A 25,371-nucleotide genomic window follows, 5' to 3' on the forward strand; every position below is an offset into this window, starting at 1 on the left:
CATGCTGGACCGTATCATCGGCGCCGCCGTGCGCCACCGCTGGCTGGTCGTCGGACTGGCCCTCATCCTGGCCGTTCTGGGTACGCGCGAACTGATGCGCCTGCCGATCGACGCCGTGCCGGACATCACCAACCGCCAGGTCCAGGTCACCACCGTCGCCCCCGCCATGGGGCCGGAGGAGGTCGAGAGCCAGGTCACCTTCCCGCTGGAGACGGCGCTGGCCGGCCTGCCCGGCCTGACCGAGACGCGCTCCCTGTCGCGCCACGGCTTCTCGCAGATCACGGCCGTCTTCACCGACAGCACCGACATCTATTTCGCGCGCAACCTGATCAACGAACGCATCCAGTCCGCGCGCGAGGACCTGCCGCAGGGTCTGTCGCCCTCGATGGGTCCGGTCGTGACCGGTCTGGGCGAAGTCTACATCTGGACGCTGGAGCTGACCGGCCCCGCCGCTCGCACCGGCGCGCCCTATGTCACGCCCGAGGGCGAACGGCTGGTCACGGACGCCGAGAAGGCCACCTATCTGCGCACCGTCCAGGATTGGCTGGTCGCCCCCCAGCTGAAGACCGTGCCCGGCGTCGCCGGCGTCGATTTGCTGGGCGGCTATGTGAAGGAGTACGCCGTCCATCCCGACCCGGGCCGGCTCGCCGCCTATGGCGTGGGTCTGGTGCAACTGGTCGAGGCGCTGGAGCACGCCAACCGCATCGCCGGCGCCGGCTACATCAACCGCGCGGGCGAGGCCTACATCGTTCGCGCCGACGCCCGCCTGAAGAGCCTGGAGGATCTTGCCCAGACGCCCATCCTCAATCGCGGCGGTCAGGTGATCCGCGTCTCCGACGTCGCCACGGTCGAGATCGGCCGCGCCCCCCGTCTCGGCTCGGCCAGCGCCGACGGGCGAGAAACCGTCGTCGGCACCGCCCTGATGCTTCAGGGCGAGAACTCGCGCGAGGTGGCCCACCGCGTCGGCCAGCGGCTGAAGGAGATCCAGTCCAGCATGCCGCCGGGCGTTCGCCTGCGGCCCGAACTGGATCGCACCGATCTGGTCGAGGCGACGATCCGCACGGTGGAGCACAACCTGGCTCTCGGTGCGCTGCTGGTCATCGCCGTGCTGTTCTTCGCGCTCGGCAATGTCCGCGCGGCGATCATCACCGCCCTGATCATTCCGCTCAGCTTCCTGTTTGCGGCCTCGGCGATGAACCGCTTCGGCATCAGCGCCAATCTGCTCAGCCTCGGGGCCCTGGACTTCGGTCTGATCGTCGACGGCGCCGTGGTGGTGATCGAGAACACCCTGCGCCGCCTCGGCCTGAAGCGGGAGGAGACCGGCCGCGCCCTGAACGCGGCCGAACGCCTGTCGGTCGCCGCCGACGCCGCGCGCGAGATGGCGCGTCCCGCCGCCTTCGGCCAGGCCATCATCATGCTGGTCTACGCCCCCCTGCTGATGTTCGAGGGCGTGGAGGGCAAGATGTTCGGGCCGATGGCCGCGACCGTCATGCTGGCGCTGCTGGCGGCCTTCGTCCTCAGCTTCACCTTCGTCCCGGCCATGGCCGCCCTGCTGGTGAAGGAACCCAAGACCGATCACGAAGAGACCCGGCTGACGCGCGCCGCCAAGGCCCGCTACGCCCCGCTACTCGCTGCCGCCCTGGCCCGCCCCCGCGCGGTGCTGATCGGCGCCGGCCTGACGCTGCTGGCCGGCGGCGTCGCCTTCGCGACCCTGGGCCAAGAGTTCGTGCCGCAACTGGATGAGGGCGACGTCCTGGTCCAGGCGCTTCGCGTCCCCTCGACCTCACTGGAACAGAGCCAGGCCATGCAGTTCCGGGTGGAGACCACGCTGAAGGCCATGCCCGAGGTCGAGCGCGTCTTCACCCGCACCGGCACGGCCGAGGTGGCGTCCGACCCCATGCCGCCGTCCATCTCGGACACCTTCGTCATGCTGAAGGACCGCCGCGACTGGCCCAACCCCGGCGAAGCGAAGGCTGCGGTGGTCGAGCGGATGGAGGAACGGCTCGGGGTCCTGCTGGGCAACAACTACGAGTTCACCCAGCCCGTGCAGATGCGCTTCAACGAGCTGATCGCCGGGGTTCGCTCCGACGTGGCGGTGATGATCTACGGCGACGACTTCGCCGCCATGGACCGCACGGCCCAGCAGGTCGCGACCCTGCTGAACGGCATCGACGGCGCCGCCGACGTCCGCGTCGAACAGGTGTCGGGCCAGCCGACCATCACCGCCAGCGTCGACCGCACCGTCGCGGCGGCCCAAGGCGTCCACGCGTCCGACGCCGCCGACGCTCTCGCCATCGCCTTGGCCGGTCGCTCGGCGGGCCAGGTGAACGAGGGCGACCGCCGGTTCGACGTCGTGGTCCGTCTGGGCGACGACTTCCGCAACGACCCGGCCATCCTCGAGCAACTGCCCGTCATGCCCGAGAACGCCGAGGCCGGGGCCCCGACTGTGCCCCTGTCGTCCGTCGCCCGCTTCGACACCGCCGAAGGGCCCAGCCAGATCAGCCGTTCGGACGGCAAGCGCCGCATGATTGTCCAGGCCAACGTCCGCGGCCGCGACCTCGGAAGCTTCGTCGCGGAGGCTCAGGCCAAGGTCGCCGATCAGATCCAGCCCCCGCCGTCCGGCTGGATCGACTGGGGCGGCCAGTTCGAGAACCTGCAACGCGCCTCGAACCGCCTCGCCCTGATCGTGCCGATCGTGTTCCTAACCATCGGCGGGCTTCTGGTCGTGGCCCTTCGCTCATGGAAGGACGCGGCGCTGGTCTTCGCGGGCGTCCCGCTGGCCCTGGTCGGCGGCGCCCTGACGCTGGCGCTGAGGGGGATGCCGCTGTCGATCTCGGCGGCGGTGGGCTTCATCGCGGTCTCGGGCGTCGCCACCCTGAACGGCCTGGTCATGATGCAGGCCATCCGCCAGCGCACGGACGAGGGCCTGCCCCCGCTCGAGGCGTCGCTTCAGGGAGCCGTCAGCCGTCTTCGCGCCGTCCTGACCACCGCCCTGGTCGCGGTCCTGGGCTTCGTCCCCATGGCCTTCGCGATGGGCGCGGGGGCGGAGGTGCAGAAGCCGCTGGCGACAGTCGTCATCGGCGGCCTGACCACCGCGACGGTGCTGACCCTGATCGTTCTGCCCGTGCTGGCGGCGCTGGACTGGCGCCGGCTGCGAACGCGGTAGCGATCAGCCCCGCCCGCGATAGGTCGGCACGCCCTGGTCGGGCAGCCACAGGCCTTCGGGGGCGGGGCCCGTCTGCCAGAAGACGTCGATGGGAATGCCGCCGCGCGGATACCAGTAGCCGCCGATCCGCAGCCATTTCGGAGCCAGCAGATCGGCGATCTTCTTGCCGATGGCCACGGTGCAGTCCTCGTGGAAGGCGCCGTGGTTGCGGAAGCTGGTCAGATAGAGCTTCAGCGACTTCGACTCGACCAGCCAGTCGCCCGGCGCATAGTCGATGACGATGTGGGCGAAGTCTGGTTGGCCGGTGACGGGGCACAGGCTGGTGAACTCGGGCGCCGTGAAGCGGGCCAGGTACAGGGTATCGGGGTGCGGGTTCGGCACGCGCTCCAGCACCGCCGTCTCGGGCGACGTGGGCTGCGCCGTCTGAGCGCCGAGCTGGGAGAGGCCGGAAACGTCGGTGGTCATCCGCGCGCTCTAGCGCGTGCCGCCGTCTCCGTCACCTCACGCCTTCAGCCGCCAGGTGGCGCCCTGCGGTCCGTCCATGACCACGACGTTCAGCGCATTCAGCCTGTCACGGATGCGATCCGCCTCTGGCCAGTCCTTGGCCGCCCGCGCCGCCGCCCGCTGTTCCAGCAGCGCCTCGACCTCGGCCTTCAGATCGTCGTCGCCGCCGCCGAACCAGTCAGCCGGATCCGCCAGCAGCACGCCCAGCAGCTTCGCCGCGGCCAGCAGCTCGCCCTTGGCCCGCGCCACCGACGCTGTGTCGCCCGCCGTCATGCCGCGCTCGATCTCGCTGGAGAGGGCGAACAGGGTCGCCGTCGCGCCCGGCGTGTTCAGGTCGTCCTCGATGGCCGCCAGGAAGTCGGTGCCCGGCTGGTCGGTCGAAGCCTCCACCGCCGCAGCCCGACCCAGCGCCCCGTACAACCGGTCCAGCGACTTGCGGCTCTGGTCCAGCAGCCCCTGGTTCCAGTCCAGCGGCTGACGGTAATGCGCGCTCAGCAGCGCCCAGCGCACCACCTCGCCCGGCATGTGCTGCACCAGATCGTGCAGCAGCAGGACATTGCCGATCGACTTGGACATCTTCTCGGCGTCCACGGTCAGGAAGCCGTTGTGCATCCAGTAGCGGCTGTATTCCGCCGGCGCGCCCGCCGCCTGGGCGTGGCCGTGGGCGCAGACGCCCTGCGCCACCTCGTTCTCATGGTGCGGGAAGACCAGATCGATGCCGCCGCCGTGGATGTCGATGGGCAGACCCAGCGTCTCCTCGATCATGGCCGAGCATTCGATGTGCCAGCCGGGCCGTCCCTCGCCCCACGGCGACGGCCAGGACGGCTCGCCCTCTTTCGACGGCTTCCACAGCACGAAGTCGTGGGCGTTCTTCTTGTACGGAGCCACCTCGACGCGGGCGCCGGCGATCATGTCGTCCAGGTTCCGGCCCGACAGCGCGCCGTAGGACGGATAGCTGGAGACGTCGAACAGCACATGGCCTTCCGCCGCATAGGCGCAGCCGGCGTCCACGATGGCTTGGATCTGGCTGACGATGGCCCCGATGTGGTCCGTCACATGCGGCGCGATGTCGGGCGGCGAAACGTTCAGCGCCTGCATGTCGGCCAGATAGGCGGCTTCGTACCGCGCCGTGACCTCGCCGATCGGCACGCCCTCGCGCGCGGCCTTGGCGTTGATCTTGTCGTCCACGTCGGTGACGTTCCGCGCATAGACCACCGACGGATATTGCCGCCGCAACAGCCGCACCAGCACGTCGAACACCACCGGCGGCCGCGCATTGCCGATGTGGGCGAAGTCATAGACCGTCGGGCCGCAGACATAGAGGCTCACCCGGCTGGGATCGCGCGGTTCGAACACCCGCTTCTCGCGGTGCAGGGAGTCATAGAGGGTCAGCGGCATTCGGTCGGTTTTCTTGCAGGACGGACAGACGGTCCCATATAGGCCGCGAAGCTGATAAACAGTCACTGATGACTTCCATAGGGGTCATTGTGTTCGCAGTTCGAGAGCCTGCATGACCGCCACGCCCGCCAAGCCCGTACTGGTCAGCAACGACCAGGTGCAGCGTCCCAGCCGCGAAGCCGCGATGGAGGCCGTTCGCACCCTGATCGCCTGGGCCGGCGACGATCCCTCACGCGCCGGTCTGATCGATACGCCCAAACGCGTGGTCGACGCCTACGGCGACTGGTTCCAGGGCTATGACGCCGATCCGGCCAAGGAGCTGAGCCGCACGTTCGAGGACGTTCAGGGCTATGACGACATGGTGTTGCTGCGCGACATAGAGGTCGAGAGTCACTGCGAGCACCACATGGCCCCCTTCCTGGGCAAGGCCTACGTCGCCTACATCCCGGGCGAGAAGGTCGTCGGCATCTCCAAGATCGCCCGCGTGGTCGAAATCTTCGCGCGGCGCCTGCAGAACCAGGAAACCCTGACCCAGGACGTCGCCGACGCCATCGAATCACAACTGGCGCCGTTGGGTGTCGCCGTGATGATCGACGCCGAACACCAGTGCATGACCACTCGCGGCGTGCACCACCGCCACGTCTCGACCATCACCACCCGCTTCACAGGCGCCTTCAAGAGCGACCCGGCCCTGATGGACCGCTTTCTGAAACTGGCGGGCAAGGGCTGACCTCCAAGGGGTGAGGCTTCGCGCCACAGGCGTATTCGACGGCCGAGGAACCGAGTTTGGGCCGTGACCGCTTTACAAGCGCGGCCCGGGACGCCAAGAACCTCCCCGAACCCATTAGCTTCGCCGGCCGTCGATACGGCCGCGTTACCGGAGTCACAGCATGGCGGCGAAACTGTCTGGCGCCCAAGGCGGCAAGACCATCGGTCAGAACTCGGATATCAACGTTACGCCTTTCGTTGATATCATGCTGGTGCTGCTGATCATCTTCATGGTCGTCGCGCCCCTGGCCACCGTGTCCATCAAGCTGGACCTGCCGCCGGCCGTTCCGAATAACGACCCGAACCCCAAGGAGCCGGTCTACATCTCGATCCAGGAGGGCGGTAAGCTCTTCATCGGTCCCAAGGAAGTCACGATCGAGAACCTGCCGGCCGAGGTTTGCGCCGCCCTCGCTCCGACCCCGAACTGCCGCGACGAGCGCCTGTTCGTGCGCGCCCAGCCGGAAGTGAAGTACGACCAGTTCATGGAAGTCATGAACACCATGCAGACCAACGGCTTCCTGAAGGTCGGCCTGCTGAACGAAGACATCGAGTAGGCGTCTCACCGACGCAGACGGATCAGGGGCCGCTGCCTTCGGGCGCGGCCCTTTTTCTTTGACCGGAGACCGGCGCGCGCGTCTGATCGCTGGCCCCTCTCAGTTTGGAGTCGTCCCATGCGCCGTCGCACTTTCCTGGCCGCCCTGCCCGCCGGCGCGGCGCTCGGCGCCGTGAGCACGGGCAGCGTCGCGCGCGCGCAGACCCAGGTCGCCCCGCCGACCGATCCCTTTGCCGGCGTCGGCCACGGAGACCGGATCACGGGCGTCAACTTCACCGGCCGCTCCACAGTCTGGGGGGCGCATGGCGCGGCCGCCACCGCCCATCCGACCGCCACCCTGATCGGCATCGACACCCTGAGACGCGGCGGCTCGGCCATCGACGCGGCCATCGCCATAAACGCGGCGCTGGGCTTCCTCGAGCCCGTCGCCAACGGCATCGGCGGCGACGCCTATTGCATGCTGTGGGACCCGAAACAGCGGAAGGTCGTCGGTCTGAACGGCTCGGGCCCCAGCCCGCGCGGCCTGTCGCTGGAGACCGCCCGGGCCAAGGCCATCGACGGCTACCTGCCCCGCTACGGCGCCGTGACGGTCAATGTCCCCGGCGCCGTCGACGCCTGGTGGAGCGCGCACCAGCGCTATGGCAAGCTGGCCTGGAAGGACGTCCTGCTGCCCGTCGCCGACCTGTGCGAGGCCGGTGCGCCCGTGCCGCAGGTCATCGGCTACTACCTCAGTCGTAACCTCGCCGCCTTCGACGCGGGCCGCTATCCGATCGAGGAGAACGACAACCGCAAGCGCATCTGGGCGCCCGGCGGTCAGGTCCCGGCCGTGGGCGAGGTCTTCGCCAACCCCTTCCTGGCCAGGACCCTTCGCCTGATGGCCGAGGGCGGACGCGACGCCTTCTACGATGGCCCCATCGCCGACAGCATCGAGGCCTATTTCAAGCGGATCGGCGGCTGGATGACCCGCGCCGATCTGGCCGCGCACCGCACCGAATGGGTCGAGCCGATCCAGACCAACTATCGCGGCGTCGACGTCTTCGGCCTGGGTCCGAACACCCAAGGGCTCTCGACCAACCAGGTCCTCAACATCTGCGAACAGTTCGACCTGAAGGGGATGGGCTTCCAGTCCGCCGCATCCCTGCACCATCAGGCCGAGGCCAAGCGGCTGGCGTTCGAGGACCGCGCGCGCTGGTTCGCCGACGCCCGCTTCAGCCGGACGCCGGTCGAATGGCTGAACTCCAAGGCCTATGCCGCCGAACGGGCCCGACTGATCCGCCCGGACCGGGTGATGGACCGCGTCTTCCCCGGCGACGCCCCGCACCACGGCGACACCACCTATTTCAGCGTGGCGGACGCCGACGGCATGATGGTCAGCTGGATACAGTCCAACTATCGCGGCATGGGCTCAGGGCTCGCGCCGGATGACGGCCATGAGCCGCTGGGCTTCATGTTCCAGGACCGGGGCGAACTGTTCGCTCTGACCGACGGCCACCCCAACGTCTATGCGCCGGGCAAACGGCCCTTCCAGACCATCATTCCCGGCTTCGCGGTCAAGGACGGTGAGCCCTGGATGGCCTTTGGCGTCATGGGCGGCGCCATGCAGCCGCAGGGTCAGGCGCAGATCATCATCAACATGGTCGATTACGGCCTCGACCCCCAGGCCGCCGGCGACGCACCGCGCTGGCAGCACTACGGCTCGTCCGAACCGACCGGCCAGCCGGCCGAGGGTGTCGGCATCCTCAATCTGGAAAGCGGCGTGCCCGAGGCGACGCGGCGTGGGCTTGAGGCCATGGGATGGGTGCTGGGGCCGCCCGACGGCGGGTTCGGCGGCTATCAGAATGTGGTGCGTCAACAGAATGCGCGCGGCCCCTGGACCTACGGCGCGGCGTCGGAAATGCGCAAGGACGGGCTGGCGCTGGCCTACTGACGGCGCGCGATCAGCGCACGTCGACAGACTGGGCGATGCCCTCGGCAAGAGCCCGGTCGGCGCCGTCGAGGCTGGAGATCCAGACATGGACTTCGGCCGGGGCGGTGGCGCGCTGGAACAGGTGTTCGGCCGCGGTGCGCCTGCCGTCCTCGGTGACGACGATGCTGGTGCGGCCGGCGGCCTGGACCATCTGGCCGTCGTAGATCGGGAACTGAGACGTGGCGCCCGTGTAGACCATGGCGAAGGTCTCATCGCCGCGCTTCACCGAATAGATGTGGGCGTTCGGCCCGGCGCGCCCCTCCACCAAGATGAAACCGGGCGGCAATGTGAGGCTGAACGGCAGCGCCGAGATCGCCGCAACATCCATCGCGACCACAGCCGGTGCGGGCGTGGGGACCGGCGTCGGCGCAGCGGCGGTCGGCGCGGTCGAGGCCGCCGCCGGCGTTACGGGACGCGGCGTCGGCGCCGGTGCAGTCGCCGGTCGCGAAGGGGTCGTGGAGGCCGGAGGCTGGGTGGTCGGCCGAGGCGCGGGCGCTGGGGCCGTCGCCGTCGGCGCCGCGATCGGTGTGGCGGGAGGCCCATAGCTGGTGTTCAGCGCCGCGGCGCCGGGCGTGGGCGCCGGGGTCGTCGTCGCGGGCCGGGCCGGCTGAGGCGCGGCGGTCGGCCCCAACACGGGCGCGCGAGCCGGCGTGCTCGCTGTCGGGGTCGGGGACGGCGACGGGGGGCTGACGGGCGCGATGACCGCGCCGGCCGGCAAGGCGTTCAGATCGCGCGTCAGATCGGACGCCGATCGGTCCGTGGACTGCGACCAGGCCGATCCCCCGCTGAGGGTCAGTACGGCGGTGGCGGCGGCGGCAAGAAGCGGGGCTTTCATGCGACGGACCTTCGCGCCTGAGCGCCTCGTCTGCAAGCGATCTCAGGCGGCGGGCAGTTCGACCCAGAAGACCGCGCCCTCGCCGGGCATGGAGTCCACCCCGATGGCGCCGTTCTGCAGCTCTGTCAGACGCTTGGCCAAGGCCAGGCCGACACCGTGCCCCTCGACCGTCGAACGCTCCAGCCCAAGCCTGTTGAACGGCTCGAACAGTTGGGCCTGCTTTTCGCGAGACAGTCCTGGTCCGCGGTCGACGACCTCCAGCCGAACCTTGTCGCGCACACGCTTGGCGCGGAACACCACCGAGCCGCCGGACGCGCCGTACTTGACCGCGTTGGTCGCCAGGTTGGAAACGATCTGCACCAGCCGCTGGCTGTCAGCCATGGCGACCAGACCTTCGCCCTCGACCTGGACCTCCATCCACAGCGACTTGGCCTCGGGCCGCAGCGCGGTGGCGCGGCGCACGTCTTCCAGCAGACCGGGGATGTCCGTGGGCAGCAGCTCCACCTTCATGGCCCCGGACTCCGCCCGGGCCACATCCAGCAAGTCGTACGACAGAGCCTCGATCTGGCGCGCCGTCTTGACCAGCATTTCAGCCATCTCGGTCTGCGTCGCGGTGACCGGCCCCAGCTGGCCGGTCCTCCACAGGTCGCCGATGCCGATGACGCCGCCGACCGGGCTCTTGATCTCATGGGCGACATTGGCCAGCAGGCGAGACTTGGCCTCCGACGCCTGTTCGGCGCGCAACTGGCCGTCCCGCGCGCGGTCGGCGAGGGCGTCACGCTCTTCCAGCAGGGCCGCCACGAACAGCAACGGCAGATAGCCCACGATGACCAGCAACTGCGCCATCATCGCCTGCTGCGGGCCCGTGAAGCCCGTCGTGTAGGGTCCGTGCCCCAGCATGGCCGAGCCGATCGCGGCCAAGCTGATGACGCCAAGCGCCAGGGACGTGCCCAGCACCTTCAGGCGAACTGCGGTCAGCAGCAACAGAGGCAGCATGACGAACCCCACAGGGATCCGGACGCCGGAATAAATGGTCACGCTGACGGCCAGGATGACGCCGAGGATGCCGACCGCCTCAATCGCGCGCGCCGGTCGCGCAAAGGCGCGAATGGCCTGGGGCGTGGCGGACAGCCCCATGGCGCCGAGCACCACGAAGCCAAGGGCATGCGAGAACCACCAGGTTGCAAACGCCTCGAAGAAAGGCTGGCCATGCAACCCCGCGAGGGTTCCCGACATCAGCAGAGCCGACGGAATCGGCGCCAGGCCCGAAACGATCAGCAGGTAGCGCGCGGCGTTGTCGACCGAGTCCAGGCGCAGTTGCGGAACCAGCTTGCGCGTCCCCGCCACCACCAGCATGACTTCCAGCATGTTGGCGGCCGTGAAGGCGACGGACAGGCCGATCGGATTGCCCGCCATGAGCTCGCCCGCCATGACGCCCGTAGCGATCAGCAGCGCGAACGGTGCCTCGTAGACCAATCCGCGCTGTCCGCAACGCAGCCACACCACGGCCGCGAGGCCGCTCGCGCCCCACAGCGCCGCGACCATGCCTGTCGTTCGCGCAAAGAGCAGCGCCACGACGACCAGCATCGTCACGCCCAGCGTCGTCAGCATGGGGATGAGGGGATTGGCGAACAGCCCGACCTGCGCCGGCCGCACCTTCACGGTCGGCGCGGCGCCGACAGCCTCATTCGAGAGATCGAGCGCCCGGCTCATGCTCTATGTGATCCAACCCAGTCCAGTCCTCGGCTTAACCACACGCGTCCTAATATCTCCTGAAGCCTTAGGGGCTCAGGTTCGTCAGAAGTTCCCTGACGGCGTCGGCCGGCCCTTTCGGGCTGTTCCAGATCGCGCCGCTGACTGCCACGAAGTCCGCGCCCGCAGTCGCCAGCACGGCGGCGGTGTCTGCGGTGATCCCGCCAATCGCGACGCAGGGGATCTCCATCGTCTCCTGCCAGATGGTCAGGACATCCGGCTCCGGCCGGTGCGTGGTCGCCTTTGTGTCGGTTGGGAAGAAGGCGCCGAAGGCGACGTAGTCGGCCCCCGCCTCGGCCGCCTCCATGCCCAGGTGACGGCTGTCGTGGCAGGTGACGCCGATCATGGCGGCCGGGCCCAGCAGCCGCCGCGCCTCAGCCACCGACGCGTCCTCCTGCCCCAGATGCACGCCGTCGCAACCCGCCGCGCGCGCCAGATCGGGCCGGTCGTTCATCAGCACCGCCACGCCGTGGGCCTGCGCAACGGGCACGATGCGCGCCGCCGCCGTCAGGATCTGAGCGTCGGAGGCGGGCTTGAGGCGGATCTGAAGCGCGGCGACATCGCCTGCGCCGAGCGCAGCCTCGAGCTGTCCGACGAAGACCTCCAGATCGGGAATGACCGGCGGCGTGATCAGATAGAGCTGACAGGCAGGGCGTTCGGGCGGGGTCGGATTGCGGGCCATGACCTGCCCTGCCCGGCGCCGCCCGGCGCGTCAACGCCGCGCCTGAGAACGACTTGCAGTCGCTGCTGTCTCGCGATAGAGAATGATTATCAATCGGGTGTCGTCGGGCTTTTCTCAGTGTACGTCTGCAACTGCAACGGCCTTCGCCAACGCGATGTGGCGCAGGCCATCCAGGCCGGCGCCCAGCGCCCGCGCGATGTCTTCGCCAGCAACGGCTGCTCGGCGCAGTGCGCCAAATGCGTCTGTGAAATGCGCCAGATGATCCAGGACACGCGCGAAAGCTTCGCACTCGCGGCCGAATAGTCCATTTCGCCCTTGAGAAGCGGTCCACACTGTCACTCTCAAGTAGAGTGATAAGCCCTCGCAAATCATACAGCGCGTCCAGGGTGTGATACGGCAGACCAAATCGCGACCACGACGAACCGACGGAGCTGAACCATGAAGGGCGATCCCGCCATCATCCGCACCCTGAACGCGGTGCTGACGAACGAGCTGACCGCGGTCAATCAGTACTTCCTGCACGCGCGGATGTTCGAAAGCTGGGGCCTGAAGCACCTCGGCAACATCATCTACGAGGAATCGATCGGCGAGATGCGTCACGCCGATATGCTGATCAAGCGCGTCCTCTTCCTAGACGGCCTGCCCAACATGCAGGACCTACACAAGCTGAAGATCGGCGAGAACGCCATCGAATGCCTGGGCGCCGATCTGCAGCTGGAACTGGGCAGCCGGGACACGACCAAAGCCGCGGTGACCCAGGCCGAGGCCGCCCACGACTACGTCACCCGTGACCTGTTGATGCGCATCCTGGGCGATACGGAAGAGCACATCGATTTCCTGGAAGCGCAATTCAAGCTGATCGAACAGCTGGGCGAGCAGAACTACCTGCAATCGGCCATGACCGAGATCGCCCCGGACAAGAGCGCGACAGGCAACTAAGCGGAACCGTTGCGCGGCCCGCCCATTCCGATCTCTCAGGTGAGGGAGCGCGGCATGACCGACATCGACGACATCTTCGACGACGTGGGCGACCGCGCGCAGGAATTTCTCAACAGCGAGGGGCGCAGCGCCACGCACGTCTTGGCCGGCGTCGCGCTGACGGTCGGCTTCGCGCTGCTGGCCACCGCGCTGGCGTCCGGCCAGATACAGCCGAAGCGCACGATGAAGAATGTGCGTGATCGTGCCATGCCGGTGACCGAAAAGCCGCGCGGCGCCTTCAGCCTGATCCTGCCGGCGGTGTTTTCGGCCACGACCCTGTCGGCCGTCCGGGTCTGGAACGCCCCGACCAGCCGCGAGCGGTCCCTGGCCATGGGCCTGTGGTTCGCAGCCCAGACCGTCAACGCCATCTGGCTGGGCCTGCGCCCGTCGTCGCTGCGCAGCCAGATCGCCGCCGCCATGTCATCGGCCGGCCTGGCCGCCGCCTTCGCCTTCGAAGCCCGCAAGCTGGACGAGGCGGCCGGCAAGATCGCCGCCCCAACGGGCGCAGGCGTACGCGTGGCCAACTTCATCCACCGCAAGACAGAACAGGCGACGTCCGGTCAGCGTACCCTGCACTGAGCGGCGCCAGCCTTGCCCTTTTGAGGCCTATCCTCTAGGGATCGCGGCCGATTTCGCGCGCTGATGCTCGGCGCGCGATCAGGCGTTGCGCCTCCACCTTTTCAGCGATCCCGACATGGCCAAAATCAACGGCAACACCATCAAGCCCGGCATGGTCCTGCAGCACAACAACGGCCTGTGGGTCGTGACGAAGGCCAGCCACGTCAAGCCCGGCAAGGGCGGCGCCTTCGCCAACGTCGAGGCCAAGAACCTCGAAACCGGCAACAAGCTGAACGAACGCTTCCGCTCGGAAGACAAGGTCGAACGCGTCACCCTGGAGCAGAAGGACTTCTCGTATCTGTATGAGCAGGGCGACGCCCTGGTCTTCATGGACGACGCCACCTACGAGCAGATCGAACTGCAGAAGGACTGGGTCGGCGAGGATTCGATCCCCTATCTGCAGGACGGCATGAAGGTCGTCATCGAGATGCACGAGGACCGCCCGATCGGCCTGTCGCTGCCCGATCAGGTCACCGTCACCGTCGCGGAGACCGAGCCGACCGTGAAGGGCCAGACGGCCTCGTCGTCCTACAAGCCGGCCATCGCCGACAACGGCGTGCGCATCATGATCCCGCCGTACATGTCGGCCGGCGAGCGCATCATCGTCGACACCTCGACCGGCGAGTACGTCCGCCGCGCGGACTGATCGAACCACCATCACCGCCCCTTTGGGGCGATCCACGAACTTCTCCGCATGTCCGGGCTGACCGCCTTGTGAAGGACATGCGGACCAGGAGATTCCGCCATGGCCCTCGCCTCCGCCCTCGTTTCCGTCATGATCGACGCGGTTCGAAAGACCGCCCGACCGATGCTGCGTGATTTCGGGGAAGTCTCGCAGCTGCAGGTGTCCCGCAAGGGCCCTGGCGACTTCGTCACCGCCGCCGACATCAAGGCCGAGGAGAGCCTGTTCGAACTGCTGTTGAAGGCGCGCCCCGGCTACGGCTTCCTGGGTGAAGAGCGCGGTATGGTCGAAGGCACCGACAAGTCGCACACCTGGATCGTCGATCCGATCGACGGCACCACCAACTTCATGCACGCCCTGCCCCACTTCGCCATCAGCGTGGCGCTGGAGCGGCGCGCGCCGGACGGCGCGACCGAGGTCGTCGCGGGCGTCACCTTCAACCCGGTGCAGAACGAGCTGTTCTGGACCGAGAAGGGCAAGGGCGCCTATCTGAACGACAGCCGTATCCGCGTGTCGGGCCGCCGCGACATGAGCGAAAGCCTGATCGCCACCGGGCTGCCCTTCATCGGCAAGGGCGGCTATGGCCAGGCGGTCAAGGACGTCCACGCCATCAGCCAGCGCACGGCCGGCATCCGGCGCCTGGGCTCGGCCGCTCTGGACCTGGCCTGGGTCGCGGCCGGCCGCTACGACGCCTACTGGGAACGCGACCTGAAGCCCTGGGACGTGGCGGCGGGCCTGTTGATGGTCACCGAGGCCGGCGGCGTCATCGGCGTCATCGACGGCGACGGCGATCCCTACGCCGCCAAGCAGGTTCTGGCCGGCAACACCGATATCGCTCCCCTGGTCCGCAAGGCGCTGTTGGCCTAGGGCCGCCAGACCTCGGCCCGTCCAGATCCGTCACCCAGCGCCTCGGCGACCCAGCCGCAAACCTGTTCCGACGCCGCCTCGACGCCGGCCGGCGGGTTTACGAAGACCATCGCGCAACCGTTCATCTTCATCGGATTGGTCAGCGGCCGCAGGCGCGCTTCGGCGGCGACGACGTTCAGGCCCGACAGGCGGCGAATGAAGCCGTCGAAGGTCTCCATGTCCTTCAGCGGCGTCCAGATCGCGATGCAGGCGGTCGGATCACGGGCCAGGTCACGGGCCGTGTCCGCCGCGCGGATGTAGTCGTCGGGCCGTTCGAACGGAGGGTCGATCAGCACCACCGGCCCACGGGCCGCGCGCGCTTCCGTCACAACAGCCTCGTAACCGTCCGCCAGCCGGGCCTCGGCGTTCGGATTCGCGCTGAGGCTGTCGACCAGCAGCGTCTGGACCTCTTCCCGCAGTTCGAAACCGACATAGCGGTCCGAGGGCCTCAGCCGCCGGGCGACCAGCAACGGCGACCCCGGGTACAGCCGCGTCTCGCCCCCGCCGTTCAGCGCGGCGACCTCGGCCGCCAGCGCCTCGATCAGCGGCGGCCGACGGCTCGCAGCCATCAGGCGCTCGACGCCGGCTTCCGCCTCTCGTGAACGCACCGCGTCGCCCGTCAGATCGTAAAGGCCGGCCCCCGCGTGGGTGTCCAGCACGGTCAACGGTCCAGCGGGCTGACGCTGGTCCAGCAGCCACAACAGCAGGGCGTGCTTGACCACATCGGCGAAGTTTCCGGCGTGGAAGCTGTGGCGATAGTTCATGCCGCCCAGTCCGATGCGCGCGGCCTCGGGTCAAGCGGAACTCGCCCTCCTAGGCCCGCGTTCGTCGCAAGCCCTTGAAGAGACATGCCCATGGCCGCCCGATCCGATCTCAGCGACACACAGCGCACACCGCCGAAGGCGGTCGCCGAGCAGGCCGCCAAGGGGCTGGAATTGCGCAAGGAGCACGGCCGCGGGGGCACGGACGTGGGCCGCAGGCGCGCCGAGCAACTGGCCGGCCGCGACACGGTCAGCGAGCGCGACATCAAGTCGATGTACAGCTATTTCGCCCGCCATCAGATCGATAAGCGCGGCAAGAACTGGGGCGACAAGGACAAGCCGTCCGCTGGCTACATCGCCTGGTTGTTGTGGGGCGGCGACCCGGGCAAGCGCTGGGTCGAAGGCCTGCACGGCCGCCTCGAGGGAGCTGAGTGATGGCCGACGGATCGCACAGCTTCGACGCTGCCGCCGAGGTTCCCCAGGGCCTCTCATACTGCAGCGACGAGAACCCCGGCCTGACCCGCCGCCGCGCAGGAAAGGGATTCGGTTACACCGACGCGAAGGGCGCCAAGGTCACCGACGCCAAGGTCCTCGATCGCATCCGCATGCTGGCGATCCCGCCGGCCTGGACGGACGTCTGGATCTGCCCGCGTGCCAACGGCCACATCCAGGCGACGGGCCGCGACGTCAAAGGGCGCAAGCAGTACCGCTATCACAACGATTGGAGCCGGCACGCGTCGGAGACCAAATTCCACAAGATGCCGGCCTTCGCGCGTGCCCTGCCCAAGCTGCGGGCGCGGGTCGAGCATGACCTGGCCCTGCACGGGCCGGTGAAGGACAAGGTGCTGGCCACGGCGGTCCAGTTGCTGGAGTTGACCCTCATCCGCGTCGGCAACGCGACCTACGCCAAGCAGAACCGCAGCTATGGCCTGACGACGCTCAACAAGCGTCACCTGGACGTCGATGGCGCCTCGCTGACCTTCGCCTTTCGCGGCAAGAGCGGCGTGGAGCATAAGGTCAGCCTGAAGGACAAGCGCCTGGCGCGCATGATGCGGTCGATGCGTGAGTTGCCCGGCCAGCATCTGTTCAAGTACCGCAACGCCGACGGCGACCTGTGCCCGATCACCTCAGACGACGTGAACGCCTACATCCGCGAGGCGATGGGCGACCAGTTCTCCGCCAAGGACTTTCGAACCTGGGCCGGCACGGTGTCGGCGGCGCGGGCGCTGCGAGACATGGACGAGCCGACCTCTGCGACAGACGCCAAGCGCAAGCTGAACCTGTGCGTGAAGGCCGTGGCGGGGTTGTTGGGCAACACGCCCACAGTCTGCCGCGCTTCCTACGTCCACCCCGCCATCTTCAAGCTGTTCGAGGACGGCGAGATCCGGGGCGTTCTACCCGGGTCGGAGACTCAAGGCTTCGAGAAGGCGGTCGCCAAGGTGTTGGCCAAGGCCTGACGCACCGGGCTCTGCCCTGAAAACTCAAGGGCAGCGGCCTCCTTTGATGCCGGGTCCGTGGCCCTACAGCACCATCCTGAGCCCGTCCACGCCGCCGGAGAATCGTCTACGGCGCGGTGCTCGAGAACCGTGCGGTGACGTGAAGTGCAAGTATTACAAAGCCTTGCGTAATGGCGCAGAGCGCTCGGCTCGCCTTACCAGGCTGCCATGACCGGCCCTGACAGCGTGGCTGTTGATGATGGTTAGAAATACCTAGTTGACGGCTGGGAATTCTGAACGCTTTTTGCCCGCCAGATCAATGGAGGGATACATGATCGCCCCGTCGAAGACGCTCGCCCTGAAACTCGCTTCCGTGAGCGCTCTCGCCCTGTGCTTGGCCGCGCCTGAACTCGCCCAGGCGCAGGTCGCCCAGACCGCACCGCTGGATAACAGCGTCGCCAGTGTCGGTGACATCATCGTCACCGCCCGCCGCCGCGAAGAGAGCGTCCAGGACGTGCCGATCGCCCTGACCGTCATCAACGAGGAACTGTTGGAGCGGACGGGCGCATACAACGTCAGCCAGATCAGCCAGGTCGCGCCGACTGTACAGCTTCTGAGCTCCAATCCGCGGAACACGGCCATCACGATCCGCGGCCTCGGCGCCAGCTATGGCCTTGCCAACGACGGCCTTGAGCAAGGCGTCGGCGTCTACATCGACCAGGTCTATTACGGCCGGCCGGCCACGGCGACGCTGGACTTCGTCGATCTGGAGCGCATCGAGATCCTGCGCGGTCCGCAAGGCACCCTGTTCGGCAAGAACACGACCGCGGGCGCGCTGAACATCACGACCCAGGCCCCGTCCTTCACGCCGGAAGCCCTGGGTGAAGTCAGCATCGGCGACTACGACTTCCGCCAAGTGAAGGCTTCGGTCTCGGGCCCGCTGTACGGGGACACCCTGGCCGGCCGCGTCTCGTTCGTGTCCACCCAGCGCGACGGCATGCTCTACAATGTCACTCAGGACGAGCGGCAGAACAGCCAGGACAGCATCAGCTGGCGTGGCCAGTTGCTGTATCAGCCGACCGAAGACCTGCGCGTTCGCCTCTATGCGGACTACAGCGACCAGACGCCGGAATGCTGCACCCAGGTCTATGTCCGCGTCGGCGATACGCTGAAGCCGGCAAACCTGGAGTTCGCGGCGCTGGCGGCAGGTCGTGGCTATGTGCCCAACACCGATCCGTACGATCGCATCGCGGACGTCGACAGCGGCATCCTGGCTGACCAGATCCACCGCGGCGTTTCGGCCATCATCGACTACGACTTCGGCTGGGCGACGCTGACGTCGGTCTCGGCCTGGCGCTCGTGGGACTGGCGTCCGCAGAACGACCGCGACTACACCGCGCTGGACATCACCCGCCAGTCGGCCAACCCGTCCGATCAGGACCAGTGGAGCCAGGAACTGCGGCTGGCCGGTGGTTCGGGCAACTTCACCTGGGTCGGCGGCCTATACGCCTTCCACCAGGCGGTTGAGACGCACGGCGTCACGGAGTACGGCGCCGACGGCACCTACTGGCTGTCGCCCGCCTTCTATCAGGCGAACCTCGCGACCACCGGCCGCGCCACCCTGGACGCCCTGCTGGACGGCTACACCGTTTTCAACGACAGCCGGATCGAAACGGACAGCTACGCCGCTTTTGCCCAGGTCACCTGGGACATCACGGACGACCTGCATCTGACGCCGGGCCTTCGCTACACCCGCGAAGAGAAGGAAGGCGCATACGCCACGACCGTCAGCGGCGGTCTGGCCAATCCGACGCCCGCTCAGTTGACCGCCCGAAACGGCATCGCGCGGCCGCAATCCTACGCCGCCAGCCTGGAAGACGACGATCTGTCGGGTCAGGTGGCCCTGTCCTATGACGTCACCGACACCTTCCTGGTCTACGGGTCGTGGGCCCGCGGCTACAAGTCTGGCGGCATCAACATGGCCGGCATCCCGAACCTGCCGGACGGCACGCCGGCGCTGAACAACGCCGTGGTCAAGCCAGAGGTGGTCACCACCTACGAGCTGGGCATCAAGTCTCAGTGGTTCGACCGTCGCCTGACCACCAACCTGGCCGCCTATCGCACCGACATCGACGACTATCAGGCCAACGTCGTCGACACCGGTCCGGGCGCCCTGCGCGGCTATCTGGCCAATGCCGAGAAGGTGGAGATCCAGGGCGTCGAACTGGACACCACGGCGCGTCCGAACGAGTTCATCGACCTGTACGCCAACGTCGCCTGGACCGACGGCGAATACGCCAGCTTCGCCAACGGTCCCTGCCCGCTGGAGCTGATCGGCACCTCGACCGTGGCGTGCGATCTGTCGGGCAAGGAACTGCCGGGCGTCTCGCCCTGGGCCGCCGGTGTGGGGACGGAAATCCACGCCCCGTCCAACTGGTTCGGCATCGCAGGCGAGGCCTTCGTCGGCGCGGACGCCAGCTATCGCTCGAAGTATAACTCCGACGCCGCCGTGTCGCAGTATACCGAGATCGACAGCTACGCGCTGGTCAGCCTGCGCGCCGGCTACCGCGCCAACAGCGGCTGGGAAGCCTTCGTCTGGGTCAAGAACGCGTTGGACGAGGACTATCTGCAGTTCGTCTCGGTCCAGGCCGGCAACTCGGGCCTGGTCATCGGCAACCCCGGCGATCCGCGCACGGTCGGTCTCACCCTGCGCGCCCGCTACTAGATACGAGAACGGCCGGGACGCCTTCGCGTCCCGGCCGCTTTCCAAGACTTCCCTCCCCGGAAGACCCTAGCGGCGGCCTGAGTTCAGGCCGCCGCCTTTTCCCAGTTCAGAATGACCTTGCCGGACTGACCGGACTTCATGGCCTCGAAGCCTTCGCGGTACTGGTCGTACGCCAGGCGATGGGTGATCAGCGGCGTCAGATCCAGACCGGCCTTCAACAGGCCCAGCATCTTGCGCCAGGTCGTGAACATCTCGCGCCCGTAGACGCCCTTGATGGTCAGGGCCTTCAGGATGATCGCGCCCCAGTCGGTCTCCGTCGGCCGCGCCGGGATACCCAGCAGCGCCAGGCCGCCGCCCATGATCAGGGTGTCGACGCACTGCTTGAACGCGATGGGCGAGCCCGACATCTCCAGCGCCACGTCGAAGCCGACCTTGAGGCCCAGCTCTTTCATCACGTCGTGCAAATCCTCGCGGGTGGTGTTCACCGTCCGCACGCCCGGCGCCACCTTCTGCGCCAGCTCCAGCCGGAAGTCGTTGATGTCGGTCAATACCACCGTCCGTGCCCCCGCCTGACGGGCCACCGCCGCCGCCATAACGCCGATGGGGCCCGCACCCGTCACCAGCACGTCCTCGCCCAGAAGGTCGAACTGCTGGGCCGTGTGAACCGCGTTGCCGAACGGATCGAGGATCGACCCGATCTCGTACGGCACGTCGTCCGGCAGCTCGATGACGTTGAACGCCGGCGCCGCCACGAATTCGGCGAACGCGCCCTGGCGGTTGACGCCGATGCCGCGCGTTGCCGGGTCCAGGTGGAAGTGGCCGGCGCGGGCGGCTTCCGAATTCAGGTCGATGACGTGCCCTTCGGCCGAAACGCGCTGGCCGACCTTCAGCCGGCGATCGACGTCCTTGCCGATGGCGACGATCTCGCCGGCGAACTCGTGCCCCGTGATCATCGGGGTCGGGACGTTCTTCTGGGACCACTCGTCCCAGTTCCAGATGTGTATGTCGGTGCCGCATACCGCCGTGCGGTGCACCTTGATCAGAACATCCTCGTCGCCGGGCGACGGAATCGGCGCGTCGATCAGCTCCAGCCCCTCGACGGGACCGGTCTTGGCCAGGGCTTTCATCATCTCGGTCATGCGATCACTCCTAACTCGCGGCCCGCCATGGTGAAGGCGGCGACCGCATGGTCGATCTGGTCGAAGGTATGCGCCGCCGACATCTGCGTGCGAATGCGCGCCTGGCCGCGTGGAACGACCGGGAAGCTGAAGCCGATCACATAGACGCCAAGCTCCAGCATCCGCGCGGCCATCGTCTGAGCCAGCTTTGCGTCGCCCAGCATGACCGGAATAATCGGGTGCTCTCCCGGCAGCAGGTCGAAGCCCGCCTGAGCCATCGCGCCACGGAAGCGGCCGGCGTTGGCGAACAGCTGCGTCCTCAAAGCGTCGCCGTCGGCGCTGGCCGAAACGCGGATCGCTTCCAGCGACGACCCGCACACCGCCGGCGCCAGGGCGTTGGAGAACAGGTACGGCCGCGCCCGCTGTTTCAGCAGTTCCACGACCGCGCTCGTCGCGCAGATGAAGCCGCCCATGGCTCCGCCCAGCGCCTTGCCGAATGTGCCGGTCAGAAAGTCGATCTTCACTCCGTGGTGCGCGAACGATCCCCTGCCCTGCGGCCCCAGGAAGCCGGACGCGTGGCAGTCGTCGACCATGATCAGGGCGTCATACTTGTCCGCCAGGACGCGGATATCGTTCAGCCTGGCGATATAGCCGTCCATCGAGAAGGCGCCGTCGGTGGCGATGATGATGTCGCGCGCGCCGTCAGCCCGCGCCGCCTTCAGCTGGGTCTCCAGATCGTCCATGTCGGAGTTGGCGAACCGGTACCGCTTGGCCTTGCACAGCCGCACCCCGTCGATGATCGATGCGTGGTTCAGACTGTCGGAGACGATCGCGTCTTCAGCGCCGAGCAGCGGCTCGAACAGACCGCCGTTGGCGTCGAAGGCGGCGGCGAACAGGATGGCGTCCTCAAAGCCTAGGTAGCCGGCGATCGACTGCTCCAGCTCCTTGTGGATTTCCAGCGTGCCGCAGATGAACCGCACCGAGGCCGTACCGGCGCCCCAACGCGCCTGCGCTGCGATGCCCGCCTGCGCCACACGCTCGGCGCCCGCCAGGCCCAGATAGTTGTTGGCGCAGAAGTTAAGCACGTCCTGCCCGCCAACGCGGATCTGGGGCCCCTGGCGGCTTTGAATGATGCGCTCCGGTTTCGTCAGGCCTTGAGCGTCGATGTCGGCCAATTCGGCGCGGATGCGGTGATGAAAGGCTTGCGTCATGGCGACGACCTACGACCTTTCGCCCCGCGCCGAAACCCCGCCGGACGCCTCAGCCCGAGACGCCGTTGCCGACCGAGGGACCGCCCTGTGCATGGAAGGGACTGACCTGGATCCGGCCGCCGCAAGGGGTGAATGTCTGGTCCAGATTGATCGGCGAAGTGTCGCCAGGGGCCATAAACCGGATCCGCGCGGCGCTCGGACAGGTGCGCTCGCCCTGCGCTTCGTGCGGCACCACGTTCCAGTTTATGTCCACGAAGGCCTTGGCCTGCGGGGCCAACGTCACCGGCTGCGGCGCGCTGTTGTTGGTGAAATAGTTGCTGGGATTCTGATCCGCTCGAATGGCCGTCAGATTGCGTCCACGCGCGTCCTGAAGGGTCACGGTCGGATAGCCGGTCAGGCTGCACGTCTGCAGGCCCACGTTCGTCACACCAACCACCAGCTGTCGGTTGCCCGCGCCGGCGTCTCCGCCGTCGGCAGACAGCCGCAGCTGCGGACCCCGGCACGGCGCCGCCGCTGGCAGCACGCCGCCCGGTGCGGGCGTCGGGGTCGGAGCCGGTCCGGGCGGATTGGCCACGCCCGCAGCGGGACGGCTGCAGCGCTCCAGCACCGCCACGCCCACGTCTTCGTTCGGACCGAGCCGGCTCAGCGTCGCCGCCTCCTGTCCGTCACGCGTCTCCGTCCACCACTCAAGGCCCGATCCGGCGTAACGCGCGCCCGAAGCGGCCTGAACAGACCGCATAGCGAAGGTCTGCCCCTTGTACGTAATCTGCGCCGTGGCGGTATCCGGGTAGGCGACCGTCACCGTTTGACCGCTCTCGCAAGCGTAGCCGACGGGAGGCGCGACCGGCGCCGTGGGGGCCGGCGCCTGCGGCTGTGGGGATTGCGGCTGAGCCTCCTCGGCCCGCTGTGTGCAGGCGGCGGCAAGCGCCAGGATTGAGATTGCGGCAATGGCGGCACGCATGACGAGACCCCGTTCGACTTCAGAAGAATAACGCCGGTTATTCTTAAAGGCTCCGCTTTGCGACAGACCCTCCGGCCAAGACGCGCGCCATATCCCTCAAGGCCCGCCGTGCGTCTGGGTTCCTAATGGCCTGGTAGTCGCGCCGCAGCTGCTCTGAGCTTGGATCCGCAACCGCCTGTGTGAACGGCAGGCCGGTCGGTTCAGCCATGCCGGCGAAGAAGACATCCGCGGGAACGCCCAGCACGGCCAGCACGCGTAAGATCGTCACGACGGAGATCCGTGTGATGCCGTGCTCGTACTTTTGGACTTGCTGAAAGCTGATCCCGAGCGCCTGGGCCAGTTGGGTCGGCGTCCAACCCGCTTCGGTTCTCAAATCACGAATGCGACGACCTAGCCGCAACTTCTGTTCGACAATCTCGTCCACCTAACGTCCCCACCCGAGGACCAGTTGGACCAGACTCAGAAAGACAGCCAATCCACAGGCAACCTTCATGAGGCCGCCGACCGCCACCGTGACGCGCAGGATGGTCGCACGCTTCAGGGACCGAAATCTGAGTTCCCCTTTAAACCGCACCCTCATCGCCGACCCACCCTCGTTGGCTAACGCCGCCACCATAAAGGCGAACCCGCTCGATATACAATCATCGGCTGTTTCTGGTGCCGGGGTTGCAGGCAAGCTCATCGCCCGCCTGCCGCATTGGCCGAGAAAGCGCTCGGAAATCCAGACGCGAAAAAGCCCCACGATCGGTGACCGTGGGGCTTTTCATATGTGAAGGAAGAATGGTTCGAAACATCATTACCCATCCGACCGGTAGACCCGGCGGCGACCTACTCTCCCGCGCCTTAAGACGAAGTACCATTGGCTCTGGAGGGCTTAACGACCGAGTTCGGGATGGGATCGGGTGGGGAACCTCCGACATAGCCACCAGGTCAACCGGGCGGATGGGAAATGATGATGAGAAGACACCGTCTAGCGGTAAAACCTTGAATGAGTTTTGCTGAGAAACGATCAAGCCGATCGGATTATTAGTACCAGTAAGCTTCACGCGTCGCCGCGCTTCCACACCTGGCCTATCAACGTGGTAGTCTTCCACGATCCTCAGCGAAGCCTTGTTTTGAGGTTAGTTTCCCGCTTAGATGCTTTCAGCGGTTATCTATTCCATACTTAGCTACCCTGCTGCGCGGCTGGCGCCACGACAGGTCCACCAGAGGTATGTCCATCCCGGTCCTCTCGTACTAGGGACAGATCCTCTCAAGCTTCGAACACCCACGGCAGATAGGGACCAAACTGTCTCACGACGTTCTGAACCCAGCTCACGTACCACTTTAAATGGCGAACAGCCATACCCTTGGGACCTGCTCCAGCCCCAGGATGTGATGAGCCGACATCGAGGTGCCAAACTTTGCCGTCGATATGGACTCTTGGGCAAAATCAGCCTGTTATCCCTAGAGTACCTTTTATCCGTTGAGCGATGGCCCTTCCACGCGGGACCACCGGATCACTATGGCCGACTTTCGTCTCTGCTCGACTTGTCAGTCTCACAGTCAGGCGAGCTTATGCCATTGCACTCGACGAGCGATTTCCGACCGCTCTGAGCTCACCATCGCGCGCCTCCGTTACACTTTGGGAGGCGACCGCCCCAGTCAAACTACCCACCACGCCATGTCCCGGGACCGGATAACGGCCCTCGGTTAGACGTCAACGACAGTAAGGGTGGTATTTCAAGGATGGCTCCACCAGAGCTGGCGCCCCGGTTTCATAGCCTCCCACCTATCCTACACATACGGTCGCTAACGCCAAGGCGAAGCTATAGTAAAGGTTCATAGGGTCTTTCCGTCTGACCGCGGGAACCCCGCATCTTCACGGGGAATTCAATTTCACTGAGCCTGTGCTGGAGACAGTGGGGAAGTCGTTACGCCATTCGTGCAGGTCGGAACTTACCCGACAAGGAATTTCGCTACCTTAGGACCGTTATAGTTACGGCCGCCGTTTACCTGGGCTTCAGTTCGACGCTTTCACATCTCCCTTTAACCTTCAGGCACCGGGCAGGCGTCAGACCCTATACGTCGCATTGCTGCTTCGCAGAGCCCTGTGTTTTTGCTAAACAGTCGCTACCCCCTGGCTTGTGCCACTCATTCTAGGTTGCCCTAGGTGAGTCACGCTTATTCCGAAGTTACGCGTGCAATTTGCCGAGTTCCTTCAGCACAGTTCTCTCAAGCGCCTTGGTATACTCTACCTGACCACCTGTGTCGGTTTCGGGTACGGTCTCTGCTGGAGTTATTTCCAGGGACAACGCCACTGCCAGAACAATCCAATAAGTCCTGACAACTTATGCCATCCGTCACTTCCA

General features: G+C 66.8%; 22 protein-coding genes and 2 rRNA genes (1 of these 24 only partly in view). 12 read left to right on the forward strand and 12 right to left on the reverse strand.

The features are described 5' to 3' along the window. Window position 1: 1 nt before the first annotated feature. Window positions 2-3,166 (forward strand): efflux RND transporter permease subunit, encoded by a 3,165-nt coding sequence (locus ASG17_RS11830; protein WP_056103922.1) that lies wholly within the window; start codon window positions 2-4, stop codon window positions 3,164-3,166. A gap of 3 nt (window positions 3,167-3,169) precedes the next feature. Here the strand turns inward: ASG17_RS11830 and queF are convergent, their stop codons facing one another. Continuing rightward, window positions 3,170-3,631 carry a preQ(1) synthase gene (gene queF, locus ASG17_RS11835; RefSeq protein WP_056103925.1) on the reverse strand — a complete coding sequence of 154 codons (462 nt, stop codon included), beginning with the start codon at window positions 3,629-3,631 and terminating at the stop codon, window positions 3,170-3,172. Window positions 3,632-3,667: 36 nt separating this feature from the next. Beyond that, complete coding sequence (gene cysS, locus ASG17_RS11840; RefSeq protein WP_056103927.1) at window positions 3,668-5,068, reverse strand: cysteine--tRNA ligase; 1,401 nt, start codon at window positions 5,066-5,068, stop codon at window positions 3,668-3,670. Between the two features lie 112 nt (window positions 5,069-5,180). Between cysS and folE the strand changes: the two genes are divergently transcribed. The 3 genes from folE to ASG17_RS11855 all read left to right on the forward strand — a co-directional run bounded on the left by folE (window position 5,181) and on the right by ASG17_RS11855 (window position 8,316). Then, window positions 5,181-5,798, forward strand: a complete 618-nt coding sequence (folE, locus tag ASG17_RS11845) for a GTP cyclohydrolase I FolE (RefSeq protein ID WP_056103930.1) — start codon at window positions 5,181-5,183, stop codon at window positions 5,796-5,798. Window positions 5,799-5,958: 160 nt separating this feature from the next. After that, a complete protein-coding gene (locus tag ASG17_RS11850; protein WP_056103933.1) occupies window positions 5,959-6,390 on the forward strand; it encodes a biopolymer transporter ExbD in 432 nt (143 codons plus the stop codon). A gap of 117 nt (window positions 6,391-6,507) precedes the next feature. Continuing rightward, window positions 6,508-8,316, forward strand: a complete 1,809-nt coding sequence (locus ASG17_RS11855; protein WP_056103936.1) for a gamma-glutamyltransferase family protein — start codon at window positions 6,508-6,510, stop codon at window positions 8,314-8,316. Between the two features lie 10 nt (window positions 8,317-8,326). Here the strand turns inward: ASG17_RS11855 and ASG17_RS15500 are convergent, their stop codons facing one another. The 3 genes from ASG17_RS15500 to thiE all read right to left on the reverse strand — a co-directional run bounded on the left by ASG17_RS15500 (window position 8,327) and on the right by thiE (window position 11,624). Then, window positions 8,327-9,190 carry a hypothetical protein gene (locus ASG17_RS15500; protein WP_056103940.1) on the reverse strand — a complete coding sequence of 288 codons (864 nt, stop codon included), beginning with the start codon at window positions 9,188-9,190 and terminating at the stop codon, window positions 8,327-8,329. Between the two features lie 42 nt (window positions 9,191-9,232). Beyond that, on the reverse strand, window positions 9,233-10,903 hold the full coding sequence (locus tag ASG17_RS11865) for a HAMP domain-containing sensor histidine kinase (protein WP_056103943.1): 1,671 nt from the start codon (window positions 10,901-10,903) through the stop codon (window positions 9,233-9,235). Between the two features lie 67 nt (window positions 10,904-10,970). After that, window positions 10,971-11,624, reverse strand: a complete 654-nt coding sequence (thiE, locus tag ASG17_RS11870; protein ID WP_056103944.1) for a thiamine phosphate synthase — start codon at window positions 11,622-11,624, stop codon at window positions 10,971-10,973. A 117-nt stretch (window positions 11,625-11,741) separates the two neighbouring features. On the opposite strand from thiE, the gene ASG17_RS11875 reads away from it, so the two are divergent. From ASG17_RS11875 to ASG17_RS11895, 5 genes are all read left to right on the forward strand, one after another. Beyond that, window positions 11,742-11,927, forward strand: a complete 186-nt coding sequence (locus ASG17_RS11875) for a bacterioferritin-associated ferredoxin (protein WP_056103948.1) — start codon at window positions 11,742-11,744, stop codon at window positions 11,925-11,927. A gap of 135 nt (window positions 11,928-12,062) precedes the next feature. After that, a complete protein-coding gene (gene bfr, locus ASG17_RS11880) occupies window positions 12,063-12,563 on the forward strand; it encodes a bacterioferritin (RefSeq protein WP_056103951.1) in 501 nt (166 codons plus the stop codon). A gap of 54 nt (window positions 12,564-12,617) precedes the next feature. Next, a complete protein-coding gene (locus ASG17_RS11885) occupies window positions 12,618-13,181 on the forward strand; it encodes a tryptophan-rich sensory protein (RefSeq protein ID WP_056103954.1) in 564 nt (187 codons plus the stop codon). Between the two features lie 115 nt (window positions 13,182-13,296). Beyond that, complete coding sequence (efp, locus tag ASG17_RS11890; protein ID WP_056103957.1) at window positions 13,297-13,866, forward strand: elongation factor P; 570 nt, start codon at window positions 13,297-13,299, stop codon at window positions 13,864-13,866. A 99-nt stretch (window positions 13,867-13,965) separates the two neighbouring features. After that, window positions 13,966-14,769: an inositol monophosphatase family protein gene (locus tag ASG17_RS11895; protein ID WP_056103960.1), complete on the forward strand. Its 804-nt coding sequence runs from the start codon at window positions 13,966-13,968 to the stop codon at window positions 14,767-14,769. On the opposite strand, the gene rlmJ is transcribed toward ASG17_RS11895, so the two are convergent. Next, a complete protein-coding gene (rlmJ, locus tag ASG17_RS11900) occupies window positions 14,766-15,572 on the reverse strand; it encodes a 23S rRNA (adenine(2030)-N(6))-methyltransferase RlmJ (RefSeq protein WP_056103963.1) in 807 nt (268 codons plus the stop codon). The genes ASG17_RS11895 and rlmJ overlap by 4 nt on opposite strands. Before the next feature lie 90 nt (window positions 15,573-15,662). Here rlmJ and ASG17_RS11905 point away from each other — a divergent pair, with 90 nt between their 5' ends. The 3 genes from ASG17_RS11905 (at window position 15,663) to ASG17_RS11915 (ending at window position 19,730) form a co-directional block, all read left to right on the forward strand. Further along, on the forward strand, window positions 15,663-16,004 hold the full coding sequence (locus ASG17_RS11905; protein ID WP_056103966.1) for a hypothetical protein: 342 nt from the start codon (window positions 15,663-15,665) through the stop codon (window positions 16,002-16,004). Next, window positions 16,004-17,026, forward strand: a complete 1,023-nt coding sequence (locus ASG17_RS11910; RefSeq protein ID WP_056103969.1) for a DNA topoisomerase IB — start codon at window positions 16,004-16,006, stop codon at window positions 17,024-17,026. Before ASG17_RS11905 ends, ASG17_RS11910 begins: the two co-directional genes overlap by 1 nt. Before the next feature lie 352 nt (window positions 17,027-17,378). Next, window positions 17,379-19,730 (forward strand): TonB-dependent receptor, encoded by a 2,352-nt coding sequence (locus ASG17_RS11915; protein WP_235560438.1) that lies wholly within the window; start codon window positions 17,379-17,381, stop codon window positions 19,728-19,730. An 83-nt stretch (window positions 19,731-19,813) separates the two neighbouring features. Here ASG17_RS11915 and tdh read toward each other — a convergent pair whose 3' ends face one another. The 6 genes from tdh to ASG17_RS11950 form a co-directional block, all read right to left on the reverse strand. After that, entirely contained in the window at window positions 19,814-20,857 is a 1,044-nt protein-coding gene (gene tdh / locus ASG17_RS11920; RefSeq protein ID WP_200935084.1) for an L-threonine 3-dehydrogenase, read from the reverse strand. An 8-nt stretch (window positions 20,858-20,865) separates the two neighbouring features. After that, window positions 20,866-22,059, reverse strand: coding sequence for a glycine C-acetyltransferase (locus ASG17_RS11925; protein WP_056103974.1), 1,194 nt, complete (start codon window positions 22,057-22,059; stop codon window positions 20,866-20,868). A 49-nt stretch (window positions 22,060-22,108) separates the two neighbouring features. Beyond that, a complete protein-coding gene (locus tag ASG17_RS11930) occupies window positions 22,109-23,020 on the reverse strand; it encodes a DUF4232 domain-containing protein (protein ID WP_056103977.1) in 912 nt (303 codons plus the stop codon). A gap of 43 nt (window positions 23,021-23,063) precedes the next feature. After that, on the reverse strand, window positions 23,064-23,444 hold the full coding sequence (locus tag ASG17_RS11935) for a helix-turn-helix domain-containing protein (protein ID WP_056103980.1): 381 nt from the start codon (window positions 23,442-23,444) through the stop codon (window positions 23,064-23,066). 391 nt (window positions 23,445-23,835) lie between these two features. Further along, window positions 23,836-23,950: ribosomal RNA gene (gene rrf / locus ASG17_RS11945) — 5S ribosomal RNA — on the reverse strand. A gap of 75 nt (window positions 23,951-24,025) precedes the next feature. Beyond that, a 23S ribosomal RNA gene (locus ASG17_RS11950) occupies window positions 24,026-25,371 on the reverse strand; it runs 1,443 nt beyond the window's last position.

Origin of the sequence: Brevundimonas sp. Leaf363 (genome assembly GCF_001424025.1) — a bacterium.
In the GTDB taxonomy this organism is placed as follows: Bacteria; Pseudomonadota; Alphaproteobacteria; order Caulobacterales; family Caulobacteraceae; genus Brevundimonas.